We start from the raw sequence: 22,637 nt of genomic DNA on the forward strand, positions 1-22,637 counted from the left end.
TTACAGTGGAGTGACGATGAGGAACTGATCTGTGTCCTTGCTGTCGATGATAGCGTGAGCGATGTCTTTCGCGTCGGCAATGTCGACGTCGACGTCGTCGCCGATCTCGGCTTCGAGCTTCTCGAGCTCGGAGCCAGAGATATTCACTCGCCCGGAGTCACCTGCATTCCGAGCGATTGTCTTCCGGGTCATTTCAGATGCTATGACTGTTAGAGCCTTTCCATATAGTCTTTTCTTAGACTATTCCGTGTAGATGTCTACCATCTGCGGCACCACGGTGTGTTATACTCGCCAGAAGTGACATAACTACTCTTATACCCGGACACGACATACAACGACGACATCGCACATGTGAAGTCAATACAATTTTGAAGCTATTGACGCTCTCCACGAGAGAGGTGCCGAAGACTACTCCAATCCGAACCACCCGCATGGCGAGCACGCTCGAGTACTTCTTATGGCCACGCAGAACTTCCATTAAACTGATACTCCCCCACGTCACGTACATGGCGATTGGTTGAACGAGGAACTGATCGCACTGATATAGATCTCGATCCGGGGTAGGCCCCCCCCGAGAGGCATCACTATTTGTGTTCGTAGATTGGAGCGAATTTGCAGTCACTTGCGGGTTAATTTCGATAAGTTGAATAATTTCGCTACAGTAAAATTCGCTGTTTCTCACCGAGATCGGACGAACAGCCGGAATCCGCGAACGTTTTGACCGGCATTCGCAACGTATCCGAAGCTTCGAAGCCCCAGAATTTCGGATTTTGGCTTATGATATGTACCTCCCTTTCAGGTGATGTGAGGATAGATAGGCTCGTGTCCGGCGATTTTCGAACTCCCGTCGAGCATATCGGGTAGAAAAATTTTCTGATTGGTGGAATTTTGCCTGAACCCCGAGTTCGCCATTAGAGGAATAGCTCGGAAACCCCAGTGCAGGTACCAGTAGGCTGTTCAGTCATTCTCGATGTAAGTAGCGAATGTCTCGGATCCTGCCCCAACATCATACCAGTCACTGATCGTGGAGTGGTATGGCTGCCAGAGGTGTCGTTCAGCCCTACGTACTCTGTTACCCCACTCGCTCTGTATCATCTGACTGAGCGTTTGATACTGCTTTGCAAGCATGTGGAGTATCAGAATGGGATCCATCGGCGGATGAGGTAGCCGAGGCTTATCCAATGGACTTGAACAATAATGCGGATTTGCGAACTGGATATGTCCTGACTCAAATTTTCCCCCATTCTGAAGATGTGAGACAGGCTTTCGCTCATCCTCATTGTTTCCCATATCAATATCAAAGTGATATCGACGAGCCACCCGATAATCGAACTCTGCGGCCTCAGCACTCCAACAGCAAGGAGCCCCAAGGTGCCTATTCTCATCTCTACCACGCGCTTCTGTATCCTCCTGGGCCAACAATGTGAGATTGAGAGAGTACTCTTCAAAATCCCTATCTGCGACAGATATTTTGCCCCCAACAATCGCCTTCCCCATGTTCTCCTGGAAATCCCGTGCCTCTCCTGTATCAAAATCTTCCCCGCCGATATCTAATACCCAATTCGGAGAAAGATCCAGAGTCCAATTGTTGGGTTCTTGACTCTTCATGGAGAAATAGGCAGTTGTGACGTATTCGCAATTTCGCTCGAAAGCCCCCGATTCATAATTTCGGAGGAAATCTAGTTCGGATAGCAGATGCTCATACAGCTGGTTAGCCTCGGGCAGTAGATCGTCAAATGACACTATTTTGAGCCCTCATCAACTAATCGATAATCCTCAAATTTTCCCTCCCGTGAGTGATGGACATTGCTGCAGATTAGATGAACTGGGAATCTAGCATCTTTGCCCTCTGTTTGAGCAGCGACCGTTTCCGGATATTTATCATCGCATACTCTACATTCTGCGATACCGTCCTCGGGTACATCGAGTATCTTTGGAGTGGTCCGACATATCTCTCCGACCGGCTCATTACGCTCTTGATTCAGCTCAACGACAACCCCAATCAGTTCAGAAGACCACCAGTGCTCCCCAGACCAGTGCGAAAAGACCCCATCGTAGGTGAATTCCCCATACGACGTATCGTATAGTTCTTCGAGATAGTCATCAAAGACATTTACCTCTAGTCCGACCTTTGTAGCAGTCCAAGTTTTGTTCCAGAGCGGCCCGGGAGTCTCACGGAAGCGGTGACAAACCCATTCCATAAACGCAAGCTTGTTTCCTCCCTTCACCGTTGAATCCTTCTTCAATCCAGAATTGAACTCCCTCGGGACAACAGCTTCTACCTCTTCGATAGCAGTCTCTGGAGGCTTCAAAGTTTCTACCAGAGATTCAAACCCTTCTCCCCTAACCGATTCTATGGCGTCATAATCAGATAGATCGTTAACCAGTTTGGTAGCTCCGTCCTGACTCACTAAGTCTTTAACTTCGCATGTCCACTGGAAGTGGCTCTTACTTACAGGCTGTTGGAGTTCCTCTATCGCTTCCCCGCTAAAGGCATAGATAGGGACTTGGGGGAGGTTCTCTCTGACTGTACCAGCCATTGTGAGTCCTTTCCCAGTATAGTCCCCGTTCTGATGCAGAACCCAATCAATCAAAACGAGATCTGCATCCGGTTCGTTGTCTGATTGAAGGTCCTCTGTAGCATCTTCGGGGTTGGTGAATTCAACACAGAGAGGGTCTGCTTGCTCCTCTAGAACGTTAGCAAAATTTTCTTCTCGATTGTCTCGATCATCAATCCACCAGACAGTATAGTCATTCATTCAGCGTCACCTCTACACACGTAGACCAGTCATCTGTATCTACAAACTTAGCATGACCGTCGTGTTTCTGAGCAATGTTCCGCACAATGCTGAGTCCAAGCCCACTGCCCTTCCCTAGGTGTTCAGACAATTCTTCGGGCATTTGCTCAGAAAGCCCCTCATACATGTTCTCAGCCGGGTCAGAGACCAATGGCTCAAACGCGGCACCCTGCTGATTATCTGGAATACCAACCCCGTCATCATACACTCTGATTCGAACTCCATTATCAGTCGAACTTCCTTGGACCAAAATTGCTTTTTCAGTGTCAGAGATGGTTCCCACGGCTTTTATGCTGTTAGTCACTAAATTCACGATAACCGAATAGAGTTCTGATTCATACATCGGCGGAGTACGAAGCAGGTCAGGAATGTCAGTAGAGATGTCCACTCCATAATAATCACCAATGTACTCAACTGCGTCTGTAACGTCTGTTACGGTATCTGCAACGTTTTGTGGAGAGATCTCTTTCTGTGTACCAGTCTCCATGAAGATGCCAAAGAGTTCCATCTGGTCTTCGAATCGGCCTTGCATATCTCGAAGGTCGTCTATAACATCTGAAAACCTCGGCTGTTGTTCCTCAGGTAAATCGTCGATGACTGCCTCAATGCGGGAAGCACTGCTTTCCAGGTTACTTACCATGGACCGAAGCTCATGCGAAAAGGAGAAGACGACCTGATTGACAGAAAACGCAGATCTGAAGAAGTCGATTTCCTGTTCTTTTCTATCGATGGAGTTTCTAATGACTTTAGTGGCGGTTTCGACTGCCTCGTCAGAGACTTGCTTATCTTCCTCTGGCATCGTCTCAGTCGCTGTATCTGCCACACCCTCCAAGAGATTAATCGCTTTGTCTACGGTCTCATCCGGTGTATCCGTCTGTTCCGCACCTAAGTCGTCATCTTCAGATTCCCCACCGTTCAGGTCACCCAATTGTGTCTGACCCTCAGATTCTGTTTTCCTATCGGAGCCATCATCTTCTCCGGTTTCCTCAAGGAACTTCTCAGTCTCCTCCTGTAGCTCTTCTTGGGCCTTTCTAGCTTTGTAGTGGCTATACTGGAGAGTCATCCATTCGAGACTTAGGACGACAATTTCTTTCAGTTGCTTTATCAGGTCATTGTCGAGGAAGTCTTCTCGATTGGACGCCATTCTCAACTCTGCGGAAGAGCTAATCATTACACGTCCGATCAGATTCCGGTTGTTCGGGAATGACAGCAAGGTATCCTCAAACTCTGTGTGTAGATCGAGCGTGTCGGAGAGGTCTTCGAATCGGTCATCAGGCTTTCGACCCCTGTTTGTGGTCCTTCTTTTGTCGACTCCCAACCAGTCGTCATCTGGCCCCCCATATGAAAACACCCGGAACCCACCTTTGTATACTCGAACACCGCTTTGCTCCTCTGCAATCTCATTAGCACGTTCCAAACTCAGCGTTTGAGGATCTCGATAATGTTCCTTGGTGTCTCGTGGAATGTATGAGATCTTGAATTCTGTCCCAGCTAGACTGTCGACAGTATGGTTGAAAGAATACATCCGATTACCAATCAACTTAGCATCCAACGAGAGAGAAACCTCTCCATTTTCAGACAGACTACCCTCTAGACAGCCCCAACTAGCGTCGTGAACCTGCTCTGAAAGAGCTCCTTTTCCATCCTTGAACTCAGGTGCGTCAAACCGAATCTCAAAGCCTGGGTCGGGCTCATACTCCGGGCCTCTATTTGTCGGCTGAACAACCGCAAGCATCGAAACGTTTCGCCGAAGAGTGTTGAAATCCTGCTGATTCCACTTGTCTTGGAGATCGCGTAGTCCAATAGTTGTCCCTGTCTGCACTTTTCCATCTGCGGGAAACCGTTCAACTGTTGGGCTAAATGTGACCTCGTCGATTTCTTGATTACTCTCGTACTTCCGCCAAGGGATTGTTAGAGATGTCCGTTCATACTCGCCATCAGCCTCAACGTATGCTGTAGTAGTAAGCTCCAACACATGGGCTAATCGGCGGCAAGCAAACCGGCCGATCCCCTTCGATCCCGCCCTCTCGCGTCCGTATTTATCCGAGTTCGGATTATCAATCTTATCTGTCGTTGCGATCCGCATGAAGTCATCCCGCACCTCAGCGAGGGACATTCCAGTCCCATCGTCGCGGATTCGAATCTCACTGTCTGTGGTATCATCTGCTTTTGTGTCCTCAAACTCTAGAACAACCTCAGTCGCGTCAGCGTCGTATGCGTTCTTGATGAGTTCACTAACAGCGACGTGGTTTCGAGTGACGAGGTTCTCTCCCAGCTCCTCCAATAACCGACTATCGATAGTGAATGAAACGTCATCTGGAGAGCTGCTCATTGACTACAGGATACGGTGGTAAGTTTAAAAGCACTTGGGAAAGTCCCCTTCATTATTGTGAGCGCAGGGCGAGAGATACTGGAGCTTCGGTCCGGGGACCGGATACCATACTCTGTCCAGCAGCGGAACGTGCAGAACTCGAAGCTAACGCTCAATCCCGATGGTTCCCTCTCGGTTACAGTCTCTTCAGACGCTTCGGGCCGAGAAATCGTTGCGAGGAATACCGGCTGGATTTCGGAGAAATTCGATGAGCAAGAGGAGTCTGTAAAGATCGTCACCGAGAAGTACGGCGATATTACGTCTGGCTTCGTCTTCTGGGGGCAGAAATATGACTTGGAAAGGTGGATCGGCTCTTACGACATCAGCATTGAGGAGAACACGGTAAAAGTACAGACGCCACAGTCCGGTGACCACCTGCGTTTTCTTCTCAACCAGACGAGGGAGGCAGTCCGTGAGGCGGTTACCACGATAGCTGACTCGATGTGTGCGACCCACGAGTTGACGGTCCAGCAAATATCGATCCGAAACCAGCAGACAAAATGGGCGAGTTGCTCGTCTGGCCACACGCTCAATTTTAACCTTAGATCTGCGTTCCTTCCCTATGACCACCTGCGCTACTTGGTCGCCCACGAAGTGGCACATACAAGGCACCCGGAACACTCGGAGGCGTTCTGGGACCTTGTGGAGTCGATGGTTCCAGAGTATGATCAGTATCGAGGTGAGCTACAGATGTTCTGGTATGCGCTCCATCGCAACGAGAACTGGGAGGAACTGTTGAAAAGAGCGTAGAGGCCTGTCGGCTGTGATCAACCTATTAGCATCCATAGACACAGTCACCCTCGACGATTCCGCATCGAACTTTCTGATTGCGAATAACAGCGTTCCAAAAGCTCCAATATACCCGACTGTATTTATTGGCGTATGTCACTAGGGCGGGAACTGAGAGGGGGTCCCCATAAAATCGAATACCCACTCGCCGATTTTTTCCATACTGTCTCTGATCTCGGCCATGCGGAAACATCGCAGGTCGCGTCTGAACTCGGTTGTTCGTACCCAACAGCATATAAGAAGCTTCGAGCCCTCTCGGAACTCGGGATAATTCAATGTCGCGAAGACAGTAACCCCCTGGTATGGTCTATGAATGTCGGACACACTGGTTCAGAAGGGGCGAACCTAAGAAGACTGACACGGGAGAAGCTGGCGGCTCTGATGCTTGAAGCTGTTGATGATGCGGCACAGCAGCTCAAAACTTCCTCTTCGTTTGTGCAGAACCCTCCTCACGAGGTTCGACGGTGGCTCAACGACAGAGGAATGGATGCATCCGAATCATCCTCAGAAGCGACCTCCCGCGCCGCTGTGTTCGATTTCTATCTGAAGAGCACGCTCCACTCACTGTACGTTCCGGAGGTTGAAAAGCTAGAGCCTCTAGACGTCGAGGCCGATCATGCCCAATCATTCGAAACTGCGAGAAACCTCACCGGTAACGAAGGGTTCTCTCCAACGCCACCAGGTCAGTTATCGGGGGATCTCCCTGAGGATGCGCAGAAGCGGATCCTAGCACTCCGGAGCGCTCTTCGTGCCTGCGATCAGCCAGCTATTATCCTCAGCTCGGTCTATGAGTGCCTCTTTACACAGGAAGCACGTCGAGAGCTGGGACAGTTCGCCACCTCTAACAGAATCAGTTCGCTCCTAGCAGAGTGGGCCGTCTCTGAGGACTCTGATACTGTCTTGGACCCCGGCGTTGGTGCCGGCATGCTCTCATCTGCAGTTGTCCGTGAGAAAGCAGAGAGGGGAGACAGTACCCCGATTCAGGACATCAAGGCCATCGACGTCGACGGTCTGTCCGTCTCAATGGCAGCAGTCTCGCTGAAGTCAATCGATGGAGCCGGGAGCCCGGAGCTGAATATCGAGGATTTCCTAGACCTGAAGCCATACGAGTGGACTAGTGAGGGACGAGACCAATCAGATCCCGCCGACGCTGTTGTTTCAAATCCGCCCTACTCCCGGTCACAGTTACTGACAAAAGACGAAAAGGACGCGGTAAACACCCAAATATCCCGAGAAGCTGGAATCGACCTCCACGGTAAGTCGCCACTGTATGTGTATTTCCTTATCCATGCAACGCAGTTCGTTAAGCCGGGTGGAAAACTAGGGTTCGTCATCCCGTCCGGATTCATGCAGACCGACTTCGGAGTCGGGTTCAAGCAATATCTCAAAGAGGAGTTCCAGATCGAGGCCGTCGTTAACCTTGATGACCAAGAAGGGACGTTTGAGGGGGTGAAGACCACCGTGAGTCTCCTGTTCTTGACGAAGGGAGCCCCAGATCAGAATCACGATGTTACGTTCATCAATCTCCCAGAATGGCCAGATTATGAGTCGCTGTCTGACCTTCTTGATGAGGACTTCGAGGACTCAGATGGTCCGGAGGGATATCGGGTAGATATCGCACAGCGATTACTCCCTCCTGAAGAAAAGTGGCTCCACTACTTCGCGCCAACGGACACCGAGGAGATCTCCGGTGTAAGCGAATTTAGCGATATTGCTACGATCAAGCGTGGGATCGCCACAGGGAATAACCAGATATTCTGCCTCACGAAGGACGATATTGAGAAGCATAATCTTCCAAAGAAGTACCTTTGGCCCATAATCCGAACAGCGAAAGACATCCCCGGGTACGAAATCACCTCTGAGGACTGGTTCTCGTGGAATAGAAAAGGGAGAGATGTCTGGCTCCTGTACTGTTATGACGATGATGGGGTGAAAATCCAGGATCCAGAAGGTGTCACTGAGTATCTGGATTACTGCGAAAAGGAGTACGACACCGACCGGAAGCTGCTGGATCAGCGAAACCCCTGGCACTGCGTCGACGAACGCGAGCCTGCACCGATACTAGCGAAGTACATGAGCCGAACAGGATCTCAGTTCATCCACAACAAAGCCGGGGTGAGAACGCTGAATAACATGCACAACATCATCCCCGACTTCGAGGAGAATGAGGAGCAGGTGAAAGCGCTGCTTGCCTACCTGAACAGCAATATCGTCAAACAGGAGATCAGCAAAGTAAGTCGGTCGTATAGTGGCCTAGAGAAGATAGAGCTCGGTGCGCTGAAGTCCTCACCAGTGATCGATCCTCGGGAATTAGCGGCTGAGACCGTTCAGGAGCTCGCTACGCTGTTCGATGAGTTGGAGACCGCAGAACGTGGTGATGAAGATATTTTTGAACCCATAGGGAAAATCGACGAGATACTCATGGATATTCTAGACATCTCCGTTCAGCCGTCCGAAGAGTAGAGGTAGCTACTGTTCCTCAATGGGGTGGCATTTGTCTCGTGCCCGAAAGTCTACTTGCTCGCCAGAGTCGAGTTCGACTCGATAGATCTGTGAGTCTTCATCGCTGCCGGTGGACGCCCCAAGGTCATCTGAAAGTATGCGTACGATCTCCCCGTGGCCCCATGGAACTGTTCGTAGTCCGGGTCACGCTCATCGGGAATGTCGACGCGGACTCTATTGCCTACTGAGAGCGACGGCATAGTGTTGGACTGGGGAGTACAGGGGAATCAACGCTACGATGGGAGGAGCTTTGAACGACGCTCTTATGTAGAACTGCGGAAAGACCCTGTAGTTACACTGAGCCGGCGCTAATTTGACGATATGTCTTCTGCTCAGCCGGTGTTCGGCGCGATGTTTCGAGAGCCAATCGAGTTGGACATCGTCGGGATCGGTATCGGGCGTCAAGGAATTCTGGAAGCATACGTCCTGTCCACAGTGGGGACACAACGCCGTTCAAACGTGGCCGCATCTCGATCGCGTGTGGTGCCGTGACTGCAACTTCAAGCCGGTCTACACCTACGGAACGCCATTCACGAGAAGCACCTCACCTGCGGCGAGGTACTTCTCACGTTCACGCTCTACGCCGATACGTTGCTCAGTATCAACCAAATCGCGCCGTTGCTCGATCGCGCCTACAAAACCGTTCACACCGCGATCCGGGAGTGGAAGCCGCGGTTCAGCGCGGCTTCCCCGTCGTCTGGGAGCTGCTAAACCAGACTATTGATGGACCGACACAGGTCGACGAATCTGGTAAAGTCTGTTCAGGCTACAAGGGTCAAGAGCCGCCGCGAAACAGCCGTTCTACCGGCGGCTAGTCCCAGTCTGACCGATCACGCTGGCGAGGACACCACGGTGATCAGATGACGCTCGTCGCGGCGTGCCGCGACTCACTTCGTGTGATTCGCGGACAGCGGGGTATCAACTCCGAAGGCGATCTTGATTCAGTAATTCAGGAGGCTAAAGACCTCTCCCAGCCGCTAGGAGAGGTCTGGACAGACGGCCTCCAAGCGTACCGCGAGATGGATCGTGACCACCGAACGGTCGTCCACAAAGAGCGGTATGTATCGCCCGACGGCGTCCACATCAATTAGGCTGAGTGCCTATTTTCACTCGTTTTGATCCCCTCGATCGTGTTGCCCAGACTGCGACCGACATGGGCGAGGAGTTCGATCCGTAAACGCGACTGCGTGCTGTACAGGGAAGAGGTATACCAGCGTTAGAGAACTTAAAGAAACACATAAAACCATCGTCTACGTTTTAGCTTCGCCCGAAACTGACTGGACAACTGACGCTCAGATATTTCCAATCCATCCCGTTTTGACAGGGTCCCCTTCCAGAACATGTCAACTGATACACTCTGATACCCCCCGCATACAGTGCTCGGGAACCACTTCTTTGGGATTTATCATACATTGACATCCACTCCGCGTTCCCGCGAAGGATAATATCGACGAAGTGGTGTTGCCAGTACTGAAAAAACCAAATGATAACTTGTTTTCCTGTACTGATTACAACAATCTCGAACAGGCCAAGATATCATGTGTGATACACACAGAACTGCACGCCTTTTCTACATCGGTTTTTGGACAAGAATATTCTAAACCAGAGATATAAGTCATTTTACGGTGGTTTGGAGCGGAAACGAGGGGTGTCCTCTCTAACCTGGTTCCACTCCATACTGTGAATTATTCTCCGCGCCTTTCAAGTTGTGACCAATGCATCGGACCAGTCACTATAGCGCTGAATCGAAGTACTGGCCCTACGTGCCGACACCGCAGGAGGAATTGATGACCGGCAACAGTGACGACACACCACGAGTATATCGCGCCAGAAGGTGGGCCGGTCCGCCGGCTTCGACATGAGCGACTGGAGCGAAGGTGCCACCCAGGCTATGCTGAACGCCGACCGCGAACCTGCCGACTCTGATTAACCTCCAGTAGATAGTAATCCGATTTCTTGATTTATGATTGAGATTGAAATTTAGTTGGGTAATTCGGTAACTACGTGTGCGAATGCAACGATGGACTGATACAGTTTGCAGACTCAAAATAAACCAATGGAAGACATCCCGCAACCGTCACGTGACTCGTACTCAACTGGTGATCAGGTCCAAATCTACATTGGTTCTGACGACCCTGATTCGCAGTATCATGGTGTCGTCTGCGAGGTTGTCGAAGTTCTCACGGATGATCTTGATTCGGAAACTGATCGGGCCACAGATGCATACTCATACAGACTCAGAGATGTAGAAACAGATGAGGAGCTCCCAATTCCATTCCGTCACCATGATTTAGCAGTGGTTGAGAATAATCAGTAGTTCACCTCTACTGACCGATGGAGGGTGGTTACGACTAAAGGAGCTTTTCGAGACAAAACTTCAGGCTTGTCGCCGCAGTCTTCTGCTCAACCGTTGTGTCGCCCACACCGAAGTACGTCAAGTAGCTCCTGACAGTCACGTCCTCTCCGAGCTGCTGCTGCAGTACCCACTCGTAGGTCGCTAACTGCACCTGATAGCGTGGGGCATCGGTAATCGCTGCGAGTGCAACTTTCACGTCGTCGACTGTCCACGACCCATCGGGGTGCCGACACACGATATCGCCTTGACCACGAACCTCTATCTTGACGCCGTCTACTGTAATCACTCCTTCAAGCTTGGTCTCGCCGTACACGGCCTCTGCACGGTCCACACGTTCGCGGAGGGCAGACATCGCAAACTGAGGGATGACGGTCTCGGCCAAGAACGAGTGCACTACCGCCCTGTCGCCGTCACTGAGATGCCCTGCGTACGTGTCGAGGCAATTCTCGAGGATCGACGCGACGGGGCCGCTAACCGTCTCGAGTTCTTTTGTCGTGACGTTTCGTGTCGCTATCCTCCTTACAAGGTCGTGAGTTAGCTGTCCGATCTGGTCCGGCCCGAGGGCATGATACGGGAGATCGATCTCGGGCGACGCCGAATCGGTGTGTAAGGCCTGTCCCATCAGATGGTCCAGTGCGTATCGTTCGGGGTCGTCCGAGAGCGGGTGGACGGTACTTGGCCTCACGAACCGTGGAAGCCACGATTCCGATGTCGATTCGAGCGGCGGAAGCCGTGGCGTTTCGACGGGATCCGAACCGATCGTCGTGGACTCAACCCAACCAACGTCGTTAACGGCGACCGCGAACGAGGCCTCCTCGGCGTCGTGTTCATCGGCGACCGTATGGGTACCTCCTGGTGCACCATGTCCGACATCAAATGCATCGTGGAGGACACCAGCCCAGTGATCTCGAAGGTTCCAGTATTCTGGGTGCCACGTAGAGGGAAGCGGTACAACGAGGTGACTCTGAGCACGGCTCATAGCGACAAACAAAAGTCGCCACGATTCAGCACGTCGCTCGGCACACGCCCGCTGAAACAGCTCGGGTCCTGCCAGACTGTCGGGACCGTCAGACCCGTCGGTCGATGGTCGCCACCTCTCGAGAGTCCATCGAAGCCCGATATCATCGCCCGAATCTGCAAACGGGTTGTACAATCCGTTGTCGAACCCTGGAACATCAACACGTTCGATAGCACCGTTCCACGGAGGTGCGAGGCCGATCCTGTTGGTGGTCGTAATAAGACGGTCGGTTGTACGCTTGTATAGCCCAATAGAGCGTGCTGGATCTGCGAGGACGATCACCTCGTCCTGATCGCCTTTCATCTGGTGAACGGTTTTGAAGACGATGTCGACATCGTCATCGACGAGCGGGCGGTCCGGACCATCATCGGGGTTCTCTATGAACGGCGATAACAACTCCGTGAACTGCTCAAGGCTATATCGATCATCGCCCTCCCACTCCTCAACCGTGGCCACGAACGCATCGAGGTTGGCCACTCGCTGTGCCTTTGTGGTGGCCATATCACAGTTGAGCGGGTCAGCTTCCAGGCCGAGGACATCGATAACGTCACGGGCGACGACAGCTACTGGATCAGCCCGCCGACGGGGGAGATCCGTCGCGAGTGCGGCCAGCCCCTCGAGAACACGTACAGTACCCTCTGGGAGTGGTTCGGTGCCGCCTTCAGTAGTCCTGGTTTCTGGTTCAGTTTCAATTCCACTTCCGGTTTCGTGTTCGAGTTCATCACCACCGTCACTGGCCGCCAAGCCGAGCGCTCTCGCTACATCCTCAATTGCCCAACCGTGGCGCTGAAAGGCCGATGATGCTGCCCTAAGCCCTTCATCGCCGTCTGAAAGCGGAGATGTAGTCACGAGCCGTTTGGTTCGCTCCGGATCGAACGGGTCGATGAGCCACTCCAGTACTGCGACTGCCATCCGGACGGCAGTTGTCTCGAATAGCGGAATCCGTTCGTTCCCGACAGAGAACCCACGTGATTCCAGTGCCTGCTCGTACGCACCCATGTACTTCGTCCGAGGAAAGAGGACTGTGATGGGTGGGGACGCTTTCTCCGCATCCGTCGTCTCCTCGTCGTCTATTTCGTCCGTCGGGTCAGATATCGAGGCGTCTGCGTCCGTATCCTGCTTCGCATTGGTATCATCCGTGGTAACGAATGTACCGTCCTCGACTCCCCCTGCAAGCACCCGCGCTACCGCTTGAGCTTCGTTCCCTTCTCCGGTTACCCAATCTTCGGTACCAGGGTACTCATTTTCTCGTCTCCGAAACTGTGCGACGTGGACGTTTGTCCGCTCGGTGCTAGAGCGTCTCGCCTGCAACGGCGAGAAGGTGATGTCGAGTTCCCCTAGGTTTCCGCGGTCTGGTTCCGGAAGCGTCTCCTCGGCGACGGCGTTGATCGCGGCGACGATGTCTGGCCGGGATCGATAGTTCTGTCTCGCTTGCTCGTGGACGTGATGGTCCCAGTCGATCCCGAAGTACACGCCATCGCGGATCGCCTGTTGGAAGCGTTTTGGGTGGGCGTTCCGCCAAACGTAGATGGACTGTTTCAGGTCCCCGGCCAGAAACAGCTTCATGTCTGATGCGACGAGTTCGGCCAGTGCCGTGTACTGAATCTCGGAGACGTCTTGAGCTTCGTCAACGATCACACTCTCGATCTGGTCCTGAAACCGCTCTCGGACTCGCTCCCGCCGGTCGTCGTCAACGTCGAGATCGTGGTCGTCGTCGGCAGTGAAGTACTCGGCAACCCAATATGCACAGTCGACGTGCGCAATCACGCCTCGTTGGCGTGTTAGGTCGTCGTACCGTTCACGGTATGCACCCAGCAATTCGCAGAACTGATCGATCGCCGCGAGCCACTCGTTGTGCAGTTGCTCGTCGGCATCGGTCAAGGCTGTCATTTCGTCGGTTTCGAGGGCGTCGACTTCGGCCGTCGCATCAGGGCCGCACGCCCGCTCGACCGCATCATGGATCGCAGCGGGTGAGCCTGCCTCTTGCCCGGCATAGACATCGTTGACGGTCGCGTACAGGTCCGTCCGAAACTCCTCGATCGAGAGTTTCCGTTCGCGACAGGCCAACAACGCCTCTTCGAGCATCTCTCGTAGTGAGGAAACGTACTCCGAGACCTCTTGCGCATTGGAGTCAGGATACGCGACCTCGAGTTGATCGACGAGAGGGCCGTACTCGGGGTCATCGCCGAGTTCTTCGTAACAGTCGATCCGGAGACGGGTTAGCAGTGCCTTGTTGCCGACCGTTGGCATCCCATCGAAGCCGACGTCGGTTGCGATGGAGTCGAACACCGAGCGAAGAACACCGTCGACCGTCCCGATGGACGCTCCCTGGCGTAATCGGCGTTCGATATTCCGGATCTCATCCGCTGACACTGTCTCGTTCGTCGGTATCTCGTCGCGATGGTACAGCGCCCACAGCCAGTCGACGATATCGGGGACAATATCTGCGGCGTCCTCCTTCGAGAAGGAGGTCGCAAGCAGCCGCCGCTCGGGTGTGTGGTCGCCCGCCAGGTAATGTCGGTATAGTTGTGTGGCGGCGGCTTTGCCACTCGCCGTCGATTTTCCTGCACCTGGATGACTGCTTAGCACGAACAACCCGGAATCAACGCTCGGATCGCAGAATTCGTCGACGATGGTACTCTGCTGATCATCTAGTTTCGGAACATCCGGTGTTGGAACGGGGTCTCCCGTTGAATCCTCCGAGTTCGAGTTCGTATCCGGATGGTCGGTCGTTTCGGTTGGCGCTGTGCTGTCGGGATCGACAGTGGGATCGGAATCGAATTCGGAGTCGTTTCCGGTCACGTTACTCACTCTTGTATTTGTCAGTCATCTCTCTTGCTTGACCGCTGTACCAATAGCCGCCGGGAGACTACCGGTGCTGATTAGCTGATCTGTGTCGTCGGGAGCGATTGTTCGTGTGGGGAGGACACGCAGGTACGGCGACATCGACTGTTCGACGCCGTCAGTATCGCGCCGATATCGCGTACAAACGAGCGCTTCGCTGGCAGCCGCCACCGTGTCCGCGAAAAAGTCGAGTTCTCGGCTTTCGGTCCAGCCTGATCGCGGTCGGAGCTGCCGCTCCGGTTTCGAAAGGCCGCGAAGTCGCTGCCTGATCGCTGCCGGGACGACGCTGTCGGGCGGCTGTGGCCACTCTCCGTCGACCAGGCCGACCGAGACGACGTACGGCAGGTCAAGTCCCCACACGTCGTTGGCCTCCATTACGTCAATCGCGTGTGCAGTCGGATGCTCGCGCCGTCCGGGGACGACCGTGGCCAACTGATCGAATAGGTCAGCGACCGACCTCCAAGACGGGTCGACGTAGCCAGCGTCGAGCCACTGTTCGTACTTCTCAGCGAGTTCCGTGACCATTCCGTCGTGTGCGTGCAACGAGCGGCCGTCGACGGTGAACCGAGTGCTATCCGGGTGAGCCCCCAGTCGGTCGACCGCTCTCACACTCTGGGCGACATCGAGCTTCGTGTCGTCATCGATTGCCTGTCGCTCCGGGAGTGCTCCGACGGCATAGGCGTCGAGTACCGGAAGCAGGGTTTGCCTGACGTCTGTCGGATTGGGCGTCCTCGCAACGTTGTCCAGCCAGCCGAGGTAGCTATCGAACTTCGATCCGCAACTCACCGTCTCGGCAGCGATATCGTCGGCCTCCGTATCACCAGCTGCGGTCGCGAGATCGCCGAGTCGCTCTTGCCACTGCCCGATCCGATAAGACTCCTCAGCGGCGAGTCGGATACCGTCGCGAACGGTCGCGACTGGGACGGGCCATCCATTGGTTTCGACGGATTCGCCAAGCGGTATCGGTTTCTCGACGTCGATTTGTGGATCGACCCAGCCGTACTCGAGGGGCGAAAAGAGCGTCTCCGCAGTGACGGGAGTATCGGTTTCGCGGGCCTGCAGCAGGTCGAAGAGACTTTGCAGGAGCTGGTAGGGGATGGTTCGTTTCAGCCGAAGCGTCGTCCAGAACGTCGGGGTGACGCCATACCGGCGTCCCCCTCGCGTCAGGGGCTCTTCGTAATCGTCGATGTCCCGAACCACCACCGTCACGTCGCTCTCCGAGACTCCTTGATCGAGCAGCGCGGACACCAGTGCCATCGCAAGACGGGCTTCCGCTTCCCGTGTTTGAGCGACCGCCTCGAATGCTGGGGCGGATACCCCGGAAACTGCCGCAGCGGGGGAAGGCTCACTCCTAGTCACAGTACGCCCTTCTTCGAGTTCGTCGGTAGACTCACACGCAAGGAGTTGCTCACAGATCTTCGGCCCGGTACCTCGGCGAAGATGCAGGTCGACGTCGACCCCGCCCCCGGTCGCCGTCGCGACCGTTGATATGAACTCCTCAACCGTCGCCGTGAGCATACTTATCCCTCCGACGGTCAGCGTTTCGACCGCGGGATACGCCTCGTCCCAGATCGCTGGCTTGTCGGCGAGTATATCCGTGGCGGTTCGCAGTAGTTCTGTATCTGAGACGGCAGAATCGGCTCGTTGTTGGAGTCGCTCTTGCAGCGTGTACAGTGCCGTGGCGAGGTCCCGGGCGTCCGTGCCCACGACGCCGCCGACATCGTCGGCGATCGATTCAAACGCCTCGAGTCGGTCAGGGTAAAATCCAGTCACCATCTCCAGGCTGGTCCGGGCCCGCTCGATCGTCTCGACGTGATCGGTGACTGGCGAGCCGACGACAGTCGAAAGCGCAGCCAGTGGGCTACTGTCGCTGTCGTCCTCGGACAGGATACGGCGAGTGTGCTTGAGCCGATCTATGCGGTCGAGTGACTCTACCGCAGGCTCCGCCTCGGTTGCGACGCGGGCGGTGCCGTTGATTTCACGAGCGACATCAACCAACCGAGCAAATAAAAAATCGCTCTGTGGCATTGCTTCCTCACGAAGACGTCGCTGTATGTTTCGTCGGTGAAGTTGGACAGGAGTCACAACCAACTGGGTGGCCTGCTCTCTGCGGATCGACTCGCGCCAGATTCGCTCTGATTCGCCGATGTAGATATCGAACGGCAGGTTAACCCTCTCAGCATATCCATCGGACTTTTCGGTGAGTGGGTTGGTACTTGTCATCGCTTCGGTGATACCGTTCCCCAACCGGCAATTGACATCAAGTTAGTCATAATATATGACTAGATTTAAAACTCATAATAAGGATAAGGTTTTCGGACAAAACCTGCGATTTGACACTCATTTCGCTTCTGATATTGGTCGTGGTCAGAGGCACCCCCTCTATCAGGAATATCAACGCGACTACAGTCTCCTATCACCAGATTTGATCTGATCTGCACGAAGCATCTGACACTCTTTCGTTGTCGAGGTGGTGTCCTACACAATTAATATGAAAGGTTGCGAACAGCTCTCTGTCTCCCTACTTGAGCCAGACAGAGCAGCCGTACGCTTCTTTGTAGCAGTACCGAGGTCAGGCTCTTTACGCTTGTTCGGACTCACCTTCTTGAGGTTGACCTGTTCCCGCTCACACTCAGTCGTGTGGCCGGCTTGTCCATCTGTCGGAAGGAATCAGTTGCCCTCAATCTCCAACTTCTGTGCCGGTTCGGAAACTCGTGAGTTCGTCGATGCGATCCTCGAGATCTTCGATCTCTTCGCGAAGCTCCTCCGCCTCGTCACCGTCGGTTGCGGTAAGTTGGTCTTTCAGTCCCTGGAGGCGCGTCTCTTTTACTTCTTCATCGACGTCGGCCTTTCGAACGTACTCGCTTTCGTCGACCTCGTAGACATCGGATTCGGACAGTTCTGTGACCTCCAGGGCGTCATCGACCTTGCTGCGATCAAGCCCCATCACTCGCTCGCGATCGATGCCCGCGTCTTCGAGCGTCTCAAGGACCTTTTCGTCGTCTTTGAGTGTCCGATTTCGACGTGTCGTCCGTTGGACGGAGCCGTAGGGACCGCTGACAGGCCGATCGTGATGAAGCCGTCCCAGCAACACATCGGCGACCGTCTGGCGGAGGTCGTTCGCGTTGCGCTGGACGTCCGAAAGCAGTGTATAGAGGTTGACGAGCGTCTCTGTCTCCAGTTCTTCAGGGGTCGTCACGTCGTAGCGCTCGAGTGCATCAACGAGGAGGAGCGTATCAGCGTAAACATCCAGATCCGGTTCGGTACGGTCGTTGGACGCTGGAGTCGAGTCAGCATCAACTTGGGAGCTGGTAGTCGGCTCGTCGGTTTCGATGATCACGCCGGCGTCTTCGTTGATCTCGAAGCGGGGGTGGAGGCTGAGTACCGCAGGGTATGGATCGCCGTCGGGTGGAAGCCGATCGAGATTGAATCGTCCGTTGCTGCCTTTGATCCGCTGGAACAGTGTCTCGAACTGTTCTCGTTGGAGTGGTCGTTTCTCGTCGCTCTCGGTGAATTCGATGATGACACGGTGCTCTTGAACGTCACCGATCTTTAACCGTTTGTGTGACAACGGTGTGACGAGCCCTGCATCGTCGGGGAGATCCTCGAGTTCCTCGAGAAGCGTGTGCCAACTGACGATGAACGGCATATCTGGTAATAACGGCGACCGAGCGTAAAACACTGATCTGCGAGACGTAATTGATTCAGAGCCAGATTTGAGTGGCAGAGGATTTTGGATGATTTTCTAACGGTGGATATAGTAGCTACTGAAATAAATCGTCATATAACAGTTCAAACACGTCTCCGCGACTGCCCGACAAACAATCACGCTCTTCGGTATTTAGGGGAATGCGTTGACGGCGGCGCAATATTTCTCGGTACGTAACAGAGGAATTTTGTTTTAGATCTGAATTAGAACGCTGATCTAGTCCCCATCATAGACACAAGTGTATTTCAGCACCGTCCTTCCCTTGTTATCCTCTTCAGTTTCAATTGCAAATACATCTCCTCGCTCGATATCATGTTCTCTGGTCACAGATGCAGGGATAGAGATATCCATCGTTGCCGTGCCCTTCCGACCACGCACCTTCACAGTCTTCTTCGTCATCGTGCGAATGGCAACGTAAGATGGCCAAAAGCACTTTTTTAGACATTATGTTTGATATGTACATAAATAGTAGGAGAGTTGATTTATCCGACACCGTTATACCTATCACGCGATAAGTTTCGCCGGGGGATGGGGGAATCCTCCACTTTCCCCACTCACAATGAAATACCAAATTGACAGCGACGAATCCACAGCCATCGCTGTTGTCCAAGCTGTTGCTGACCACAAAGGAGTCCATCACGAAGAATTGGAGCCAATTTACGAATCTGTAGAACCGGATGCCTTGGATTCTCTGGTAGGCAATGGTTCTGACGTTGTGGTTCAGTTCGAATATGCTGGCGAGGTCGTTACAGTTGACTCTAGTCGGATTTGCTTGGAAGACAGGGAATACATGGAGCGGGCTTGCGAAGGCAACTAGTCGTCTAAATCCACATCCGTGTCGACGTGAGCCTGTAGAACGTTCCGGATGTGGAAATCTTTCTCGCTGGAATCTTCCGCTTGGAGAGCCTGTTCTAGGTGTGTCTTCGCATCTTCGCTAAGCCCTGTCATCCGCAGATAGAACCTATGGATTGGTGTAGAAAAATCTTCCTTTTCGACTGTCATACCAACAAGTATTAGATCCATTGCTAATGTCGTACCTCAGGTACCTTCCCATTGTATCCTAGGTTCGACACTGTCTAGATAATGGCGGCGAGAGGTGTCCAATGTAACCCACCAATCTGCTCAGAGAGACGACGCTGGCGCAGCCATTCGTGATGGGCTACTTGTATGTACAAATAATCACAATACTTCACTGAGGAGGACGACCGACTCGAACAAGCGGACACTGCGAGTGTCTGGAAAGACAACCATGCCTGAATGTCAAAACTGTGGATCACACGTTACGGCGCGATTTGAGCGAGTTTTCGGCGATAACGACGGCGACGTACACGGATGCCGGGAGTGTATGAAGACGACAGAAATCGTAAACGGTGAAGCAACCAGAGGACCATGACCGACGAACCGTCTAGCGGTTCCACCGGCGCTCACGCCGAGGATGGACAGGTTGGTGACGACGATTCCACCACAGTTCGTGAGTTGCTTGAAGAGATCGGTGTCGACCCTGCCGACCTCGAGAGTGTTGACGACCTGCAGGATGTCGTCGAGCTGGACCTCTCTACTGAGGGTGAGACAGTTGATCCCGACGACGTCGATCTGGCGGACGTCCTCGATGCCCCTGTCACCGTTGAAGAGAACCAGACTCCAGCGGGGGTCGTTCGCCAATCGACACAGGACTACCCGCCTGATTGGGATCGCCGTCGACGGCAAGTGTATGCCCGGGACGACCACCAGTGTCAAAACTGCCGTCGCCGAGGCGGCCCGTATGGTGACGTCGAATTGCACGCCCACCATATCGTTCCAAAGTCACGCGGTGGGGTTCACCGCCTCGAGAACCTCGTCACGGTGTGTAAATCATGTCACGACGCCGTTCACTCGAGGAACGCAGTTGCACCGACGGCGATTACGGACGCCGAAGCCGAACCCTCGACGCTCGCTGAAGTGCTTGCCGGGATCAAGTCTGCGAAAACGGCCTTCCGACGATGGAAGCGGATGTACCGGAAGGTCTCGCGATTTGGACCATGACTTACGATATCTCTATTCGACCTTGGTAGCGAACCCAGAGAACCCGACTTCCCGTCATAGCTTCACCTTATGACCAGAAGCACTTAAGGGAGAGTTGGGTTTTGGAACTTGGAGCGTGTCATAGAATCGTTCGCAACGATCAGTAGAGATGCGGAATGCCCGGACGTACGTGAAGTAGCTGTTTGCCGTCGAACCGGCGATCCTGTTGTCGATGTGCTTCTCACGGAGGTATAAGCCGTACTCTCGAAGATCGTTCGATGCGAGGGTCCCAACGTGATCGACGTTTTCTCGTTCGCAGAACGCAGCAAAGTCCTCGAGTCGTAGACCGGCAAATATCCCACCTGCGGTACGGGAAGCCGTGCCTTTCAGGGCGCGGAGGATGCCACTTGACGGTACGAATCGGTTGCTGCCCGGGACATCATAGACTGAGGTGAGGTGACCGAACTCTTATCCACCCGCTCCGTGTATACGAATCTAATGAGTACCGACACCGATCGGAAAGACGCCCCAGAAATCCGAACGAGGATCACGCTCACCGAGGAAGATGAGTGGTGGGTCGCAACCGACGAAGAAACAGGTGTCACCAGCCAGGGGGGGACGCGCGTAGAGGCATTGGAAAACCTCGACGAAGCCGTTGAACTCCATAAAGGAGACGGTCGGGAGCCAACCAACGAAGAACTCCGTGAGATTGGGATCAACCCAGAAAACAACAAGTCGGGAGACACACTCCCAGACGCGCTTAAGTAAGTACACTCAGGATGGCGAGGGGTACGTATTCTGGCGACGATGTGATGACCGTCTTAGTCAACCATGGGCCGTTCTACGTCGATCGCGTTAATGGCGACCACTTCATTCTTCGCTGGAACCCTCCCGAAGATCATGATTCAGATGCACGAACGGTTGTCGTGCCCCGTCACGACGAGATCAGTACGGGAACGCTCAAGCGAATCGGTGATCAAGCTGGGATGAAAGATTTCCAGCAATTTCTGGACTGGCTCGATCGAAACCTGTAGGAACAGCCGTCTTCGAGTGACTGTTTCGCGGACGACGTTCAGATCCTCGATGAGTCGGTTCTGATTGCTCGTTCTTTCCCCTTCACTCATCATTAGTTACGACAGAAACGTAGTGTGGGTCTTTTCCCAGTCGAACTCATTCATCCGGGTTAACCGGGCCCTTGTACTTCGAGGTTACCTTGTCCCCGTCTCTCCACTGCCAGTAGTAGTAGCGATTGTCGTTGATCTCTTTGATCGTGATCGTCGCCTTTGCTGGAACGTCGTCCGGAAGATCGTCTGGTCGGTCCTCGATGTCGTCCTCATCAGACTTTTCCTCGAGACGAATTTCGCGTTCCTTGTGTTCGGCCAACGCTTCGGCGTAGCGGGCAATGTCCTGAAGCCGTTCTGGGGAGGATTCGTTGAGGCTGTTAACGAACTCCGTAGCGAGGTCAGCCGGTGGGGTTGGTGGTTCGTAGGACATCAGCGATCCCCGTGTTAACCAACACGTGTCCCCAATCCAAAGTTCTGTTGGTTAATTTGGAGTAGGAACCGGCTTTCTGTAATATCATTTGAATTCGTCGCAAACCCCTTCTCAGATGACAACTATCGAAACATCGCCAATTGAGTACTCTAGCGACTCCGAGACCGTGGTCTCGTCGAAACAGATACCAGTCACTACCAGTTCAACGGCTTCTCACTGTGGGTTCGGACCGTGAGTTAATCATCCAACTGTGTCTTTTCCAGCGTTGAAGCATCTAATTCACCGTCAAGGAACTGTTCTCCCTGCTCATTTAGATTGTAATTTTTGTAATTTCTATCTAAAAGGCCATATTCACTCAAGTTTTTACACCTTCGAGAGATGTGTGGCCGACTATAATCGATGCCATCACAGATATCATTTAATGCATGGCCAATTGCAGATGATGAGTGGATTCCTGCCCCTCGCAGCCATTCCATAATAACCTCATCGGCTTGGGTAGTCCATTCAGCTCTTTTTCGTACATCGTCTTCTGCCATACAAACCTTTCCGTACTCCTTGGACATAAATGCACCCATAAGATATAATAGTCCAGTATGTACATTTAGATCATAGGCCTGCATAGAAATCATGGTGCGGAAGAGAACACCGTACAGACAGACTCAGACATCAATAAACAATCAACGAATCCGCAAACACCACACGTAAGGCTAAGAGTCCAACTCTCTGGGAGAATCACAGTGTGGCCCTGTTGCCGC

General features: G+C 53.4%; 18 protein-coding genes and 1 pseudogene. 9 read left to right on the forward strand and 10 right to left on the reverse strand.

What is annotated here, in order from left to right; genetic code table 11:
* From D8Y22_RS19795 to D8Y22_RS19810, 4 genes are all read right to left on the reverse strand, one after another.
* Positions 1-147 (reverse strand): hypothetical protein, encoded by a 147-nt coding sequence (locus D8Y22_RS19795; protein WP_246084531.1) that lies wholly within the window; start codon positions 145-147, stop codon positions 1-3.
* 810 nt (positions 148-957) lie between these two features.
* Positions 958-1,743: a hypothetical protein gene (locus tag D8Y22_RS19800; protein WP_141466381.1), complete on the reverse strand. Its 786-nt coding sequence runs from the start codon at positions 1,741-1,743 to the stop codon at positions 958-960.
* Complete coding sequence (locus tag D8Y22_RS19805) at positions 1,743-2,759, reverse strand: response regulator (protein ID WP_141466382.1); 1,017 nt, start codon at positions 2,757-2,759, stop codon at positions 1,743-1,745. Before D8Y22_RS19805 ends, D8Y22_RS19800 begins: the two co-directional genes overlap by 1 nt.
* Positions 2,752-5,130, reverse strand: a complete 2,379-nt coding sequence (locus D8Y22_RS19810) for an ATP-binding protein (RefSeq protein ID WP_141466383.1) — start codon at positions 5,128-5,130, stop codon at positions 2,752-2,754. The genes D8Y22_RS19805 and D8Y22_RS19810 overlap by 8 nt, the downstream gene beginning before the upstream one ends.
* A 57-nt stretch (positions 5,131-5,187) precedes the next feature.
* Here D8Y22_RS19810 and D8Y22_RS19815 point away from each other — a divergent pair, with 57 nt between their 5' ends.
* From D8Y22_RS19815 to D8Y22_RS19835, 4 genes and pseudogenes are all read left to right on the forward strand, one after another.
* Positions 5,188-5,919, forward strand: coding sequence for a M48 family metallopeptidase (locus tag D8Y22_RS19815; RefSeq protein WP_217350912.1), 732 nt, complete (start codon positions 5,188-5,190; stop codon positions 5,917-5,919).
* 132 nt (positions 5,920-6,051) lie between these two features.
* The gene (locus D8Y22_RS19820) at positions 6,052-8,421 is read left to right on the forward strand and encodes an HsdM family class I SAM-dependent methyltransferase (protein ID WP_141466384.1); all 2,370 of its coding nucleotides are present in this window, start codon (positions 6,052-6,054) and stop codon (positions 8,419-8,421) included.
* Positions 8,422-8,781: 360 nt separating this feature from the next.
* Positions 8,782-9,548: pseudogene (locus D8Y22_RS23030) on the forward strand (IS1595 family transposase); the annotation flags it as partial.
* A 968-nt stretch (positions 9,549-10,516) separates the two neighbouring features.
* Positions 10,517-10,777: a hypothetical protein gene (locus D8Y22_RS19835; RefSeq protein WP_141466385.1), complete on the forward strand. Its 261-nt coding sequence runs from the start codon at positions 10,517-10,519 to the stop codon at positions 10,775-10,777.
* 34 nt (positions 10,778-10,811) lie between these two features.
* On the opposite strand, the gene D8Y22_RS19840 is transcribed toward D8Y22_RS19835, so the two are convergent.
* The 4 genes from D8Y22_RS19840 to D8Y22_RS19855 all read right to left on the reverse strand — a co-directional run bounded on the left by D8Y22_RS19840 (position 10,812) and on the right by D8Y22_RS19855 (position 18,786).
* A complete protein-coding gene (locus D8Y22_RS19840) occupies positions 10,812-14,645 on the reverse strand; it encodes a UvrD-helicase domain-containing protein (RefSeq protein ID WP_342781904.1) in 3,834 nt (1,277 codons plus the stop codon).
* 15 nt (positions 14,646-14,660) lie between these two features.
* The gene (locus D8Y22_RS19845; protein WP_141466387.1) at positions 14,661-16,706 is read right to left on the reverse strand and encodes a PD-(D/E)XK nuclease family protein; all 2,046 of its coding nucleotides are present in this window, start codon (positions 16,704-16,706) and stop codon (positions 14,661-14,663) included.
* Positions 16,707-17,358: 652 nt separating this feature from the next.
* Positions 17,359-18,327 carry a DUF2800 domain-containing protein gene (locus D8Y22_RS19850; RefSeq protein WP_141466388.1) on the reverse strand — a complete coding sequence of 323 codons (969 nt, stop codon included), beginning with the start codon at positions 18,325-18,327 and terminating at the stop codon, positions 17,359-17,361.
* A gap of 276 nt (positions 18,328-18,603) precedes the next feature.
* The gene (locus D8Y22_RS19855) at positions 18,604-18,786 is read right to left on the reverse strand and encodes a hypothetical protein (RefSeq protein WP_141466389.1); all 183 of its coding nucleotides are present in this window, start codon (positions 18,784-18,786) and stop codon (positions 18,604-18,606) included.
* Positions 18,787-18,946: 160 nt separating this feature from the next.
* On the opposite strand from D8Y22_RS19855, the gene D8Y22_RS19860 reads away from it, so the two are divergent.
* The 5 genes from D8Y22_RS19860 to D8Y22_RS19880 all read left to right on the forward strand — a co-directional run bounded on the left by D8Y22_RS19860 (position 18,947) and on the right by D8Y22_RS19880 (position 21,422).
* Positions 18,947-19,204, forward strand: coding sequence for a HalOD1 output domain-containing protein (locus D8Y22_RS19860; protein WP_141466390.1), 258 nt, complete (start codon positions 18,947-18,949; stop codon positions 19,202-19,204).
* 432 nt (positions 19,205-19,636) lie between these two features.
* On the forward strand, positions 19,637-19,780 hold the full coding sequence (locus tag D8Y22_RS23565) for a DUF7563 family protein (RefSeq protein WP_425438187.1): 144 nt from the start codon (positions 19,637-19,639) through the stop codon (positions 19,778-19,780).
* A complete protein-coding gene (locus D8Y22_RS19870) occupies positions 19,777-20,409 on the forward strand; it encodes an HNH endonuclease (RefSeq protein WP_141466392.1) in 633 nt (210 codons plus the stop codon). Before D8Y22_RS23565 ends, D8Y22_RS19870 begins: the two co-directional genes overlap by 4 nt.
* Positions 20,410-20,886: 477 nt before the next feature.
* Positions 20,887-21,156 carry a type II toxin-antitoxin system HicB family antitoxin gene (locus D8Y22_RS19875; RefSeq protein ID WP_160063640.1) on the forward strand — a complete coding sequence of 90 codons (270 nt, stop codon included), beginning with the start codon at positions 20,887-20,889 and terminating at the stop codon, positions 21,154-21,156.
* A 44-nt stretch (positions 21,157-21,200) separates the two neighbouring features.
* Positions 21,201-21,422, forward strand: coding sequence for a type II toxin-antitoxin system HicA family toxin (locus D8Y22_RS19880; protein ID WP_235920744.1), 222 nt, complete (start codon positions 21,201-21,203; stop codon positions 21,420-21,422).
* Between the two features lie 136 nt (positions 21,423-21,558).
* Here the strand turns inward: D8Y22_RS19880 and D8Y22_RS19885 are convergent, their stop codons facing one another.
* Together D8Y22_RS19885 and D8Y22_RS19890 are read right to left on the reverse strand one after the other, a co-directional pair.
* On the reverse strand, positions 21,559-21,882 hold the full coding sequence (locus D8Y22_RS19885; protein WP_141466394.1) for a hypothetical protein: 324 nt from the start codon (positions 21,880-21,882) through the stop codon (positions 21,559-21,561).
* 236 nt (positions 21,883-22,118) lie between these two features.
* Positions 22,119-22,418, reverse strand: coding sequence for a phage repressor protein (locus tag D8Y22_RS19890; RefSeq protein WP_141466395.1), 300 nt, complete (start codon positions 22,416-22,418; stop codon positions 22,119-22,121).
* Positions 22,419-22,637: the final 219 nt, after the last annotated feature.

This window comes from Salinadaptatus halalkaliphilus, assembly GCF_006543045.1.
Classification (GTDB): Archaea; Halobacteriota; Halobacteria; order Halobacteriales; family Natrialbaceae; genus Salinadaptatus; species Salinadaptatus halalkaliphilus.

What these genes read in the sequence shown, in the direction of transcription:
- D8Y22_RS19850 (WP_141466388.1), bottom strand. Translation starts at nt 18,327, where the DNA reads ATGCCGTTCATCGTCAGTTGGCACACGCTTCTCGAGGAACTCGAGGAT.
- D8Y22_RS19860 (WP_141466390.1), top strand. Translation starts at nt 18,947, where the DNA reads ATGAAATACCAAATTGACAGCGACGAATCCACAGCCATCGCTGTTGTC.
- D8Y22_RS19885 (WP_141466394.1), bottom strand. Translation starts at nt 21,882, where the DNA reads ATGTCCTACGAACCACCAACCCCACCGGCTGACCTCGCTACGGAGTTC.
- D8Y22_RS19880 (WP_235920744.1), top strand. Translation starts at nt 21,201, where the DNA reads ATGACCGTCTTAGTCAACCATGGGCCGTTCTACGTCGATCGCGTTAAT.
- D8Y22_RS19820 (WP_141466384.1), top strand. Translation starts at nt 6,052, where the DNA reads ATGTCACTAGGGCGGGAACTGAGAGGGGGTCCCCATAAAATCGAATAC.
- D8Y22_RS19805 (WP_141466382.1), bottom strand. Translation starts at nt 2,759, where the DNA reads ATGAATGACTATACTGTCTGGTGGATTGATGATCGAGACAATCGAGAA.
- D8Y22_RS23565 (WP_425438187.1), top strand. Translation starts at nt 19,637, where the DNA reads ATGCCTGAATGTCAAAACTGTGGATCACACGTTACGGCGCGATTTGAG.
- D8Y22_RS19890 (WP_141466395.1), bottom strand. Translation starts at nt 22,418, where the DNA reads ATGGCAGAAGACGATGTACGAAAAAGAGCTGAATGGACTACCCAAGCC.
- D8Y22_RS19875 (WP_160063640.1), top strand. Translation starts at nt 20,887, where the DNA reads ATGAGTACCGACACCGATCGGAAAGACGCCCCAGAAATCCGAACGAGG.
- D8Y22_RS19855 (WP_141466389.1), bottom strand. Translation starts at nt 18,786, where the DNA reads ATGACGAAGAAGACTGTGAAGGTGCGTGGTCGGAAGGGCACGGCAACG.
- D8Y22_RS19845 (WP_141466387.1), bottom strand. Translation starts at nt 16,706, where the DNA reads ATGCCACAGAGCGATTTTTTATTTGCTCGGTTGGTTGATGTCGCTCGT.
- D8Y22_RS19810 (WP_141466383.1), bottom strand. Translation starts at nt 5,130, where the DNA reads ATGAGCAGCTCTCCAGATGACGTTTCATTCACTATCGATAGTCGGTTA.
- D8Y22_RS19870 (WP_141466392.1), top strand. Translation starts at nt 19,777, where the DNA reads ATGACCGACGAACCGTCTAGCGGTTCCACCGGCGCTCACGCCGAGGAT.
- D8Y22_RS19835 (WP_141466385.1), top strand. Translation starts at nt 10,517, where the DNA reads ATGGAAGACATCCCGCAACCGTCACGTGACTCGTACTCAACTGGTGAT.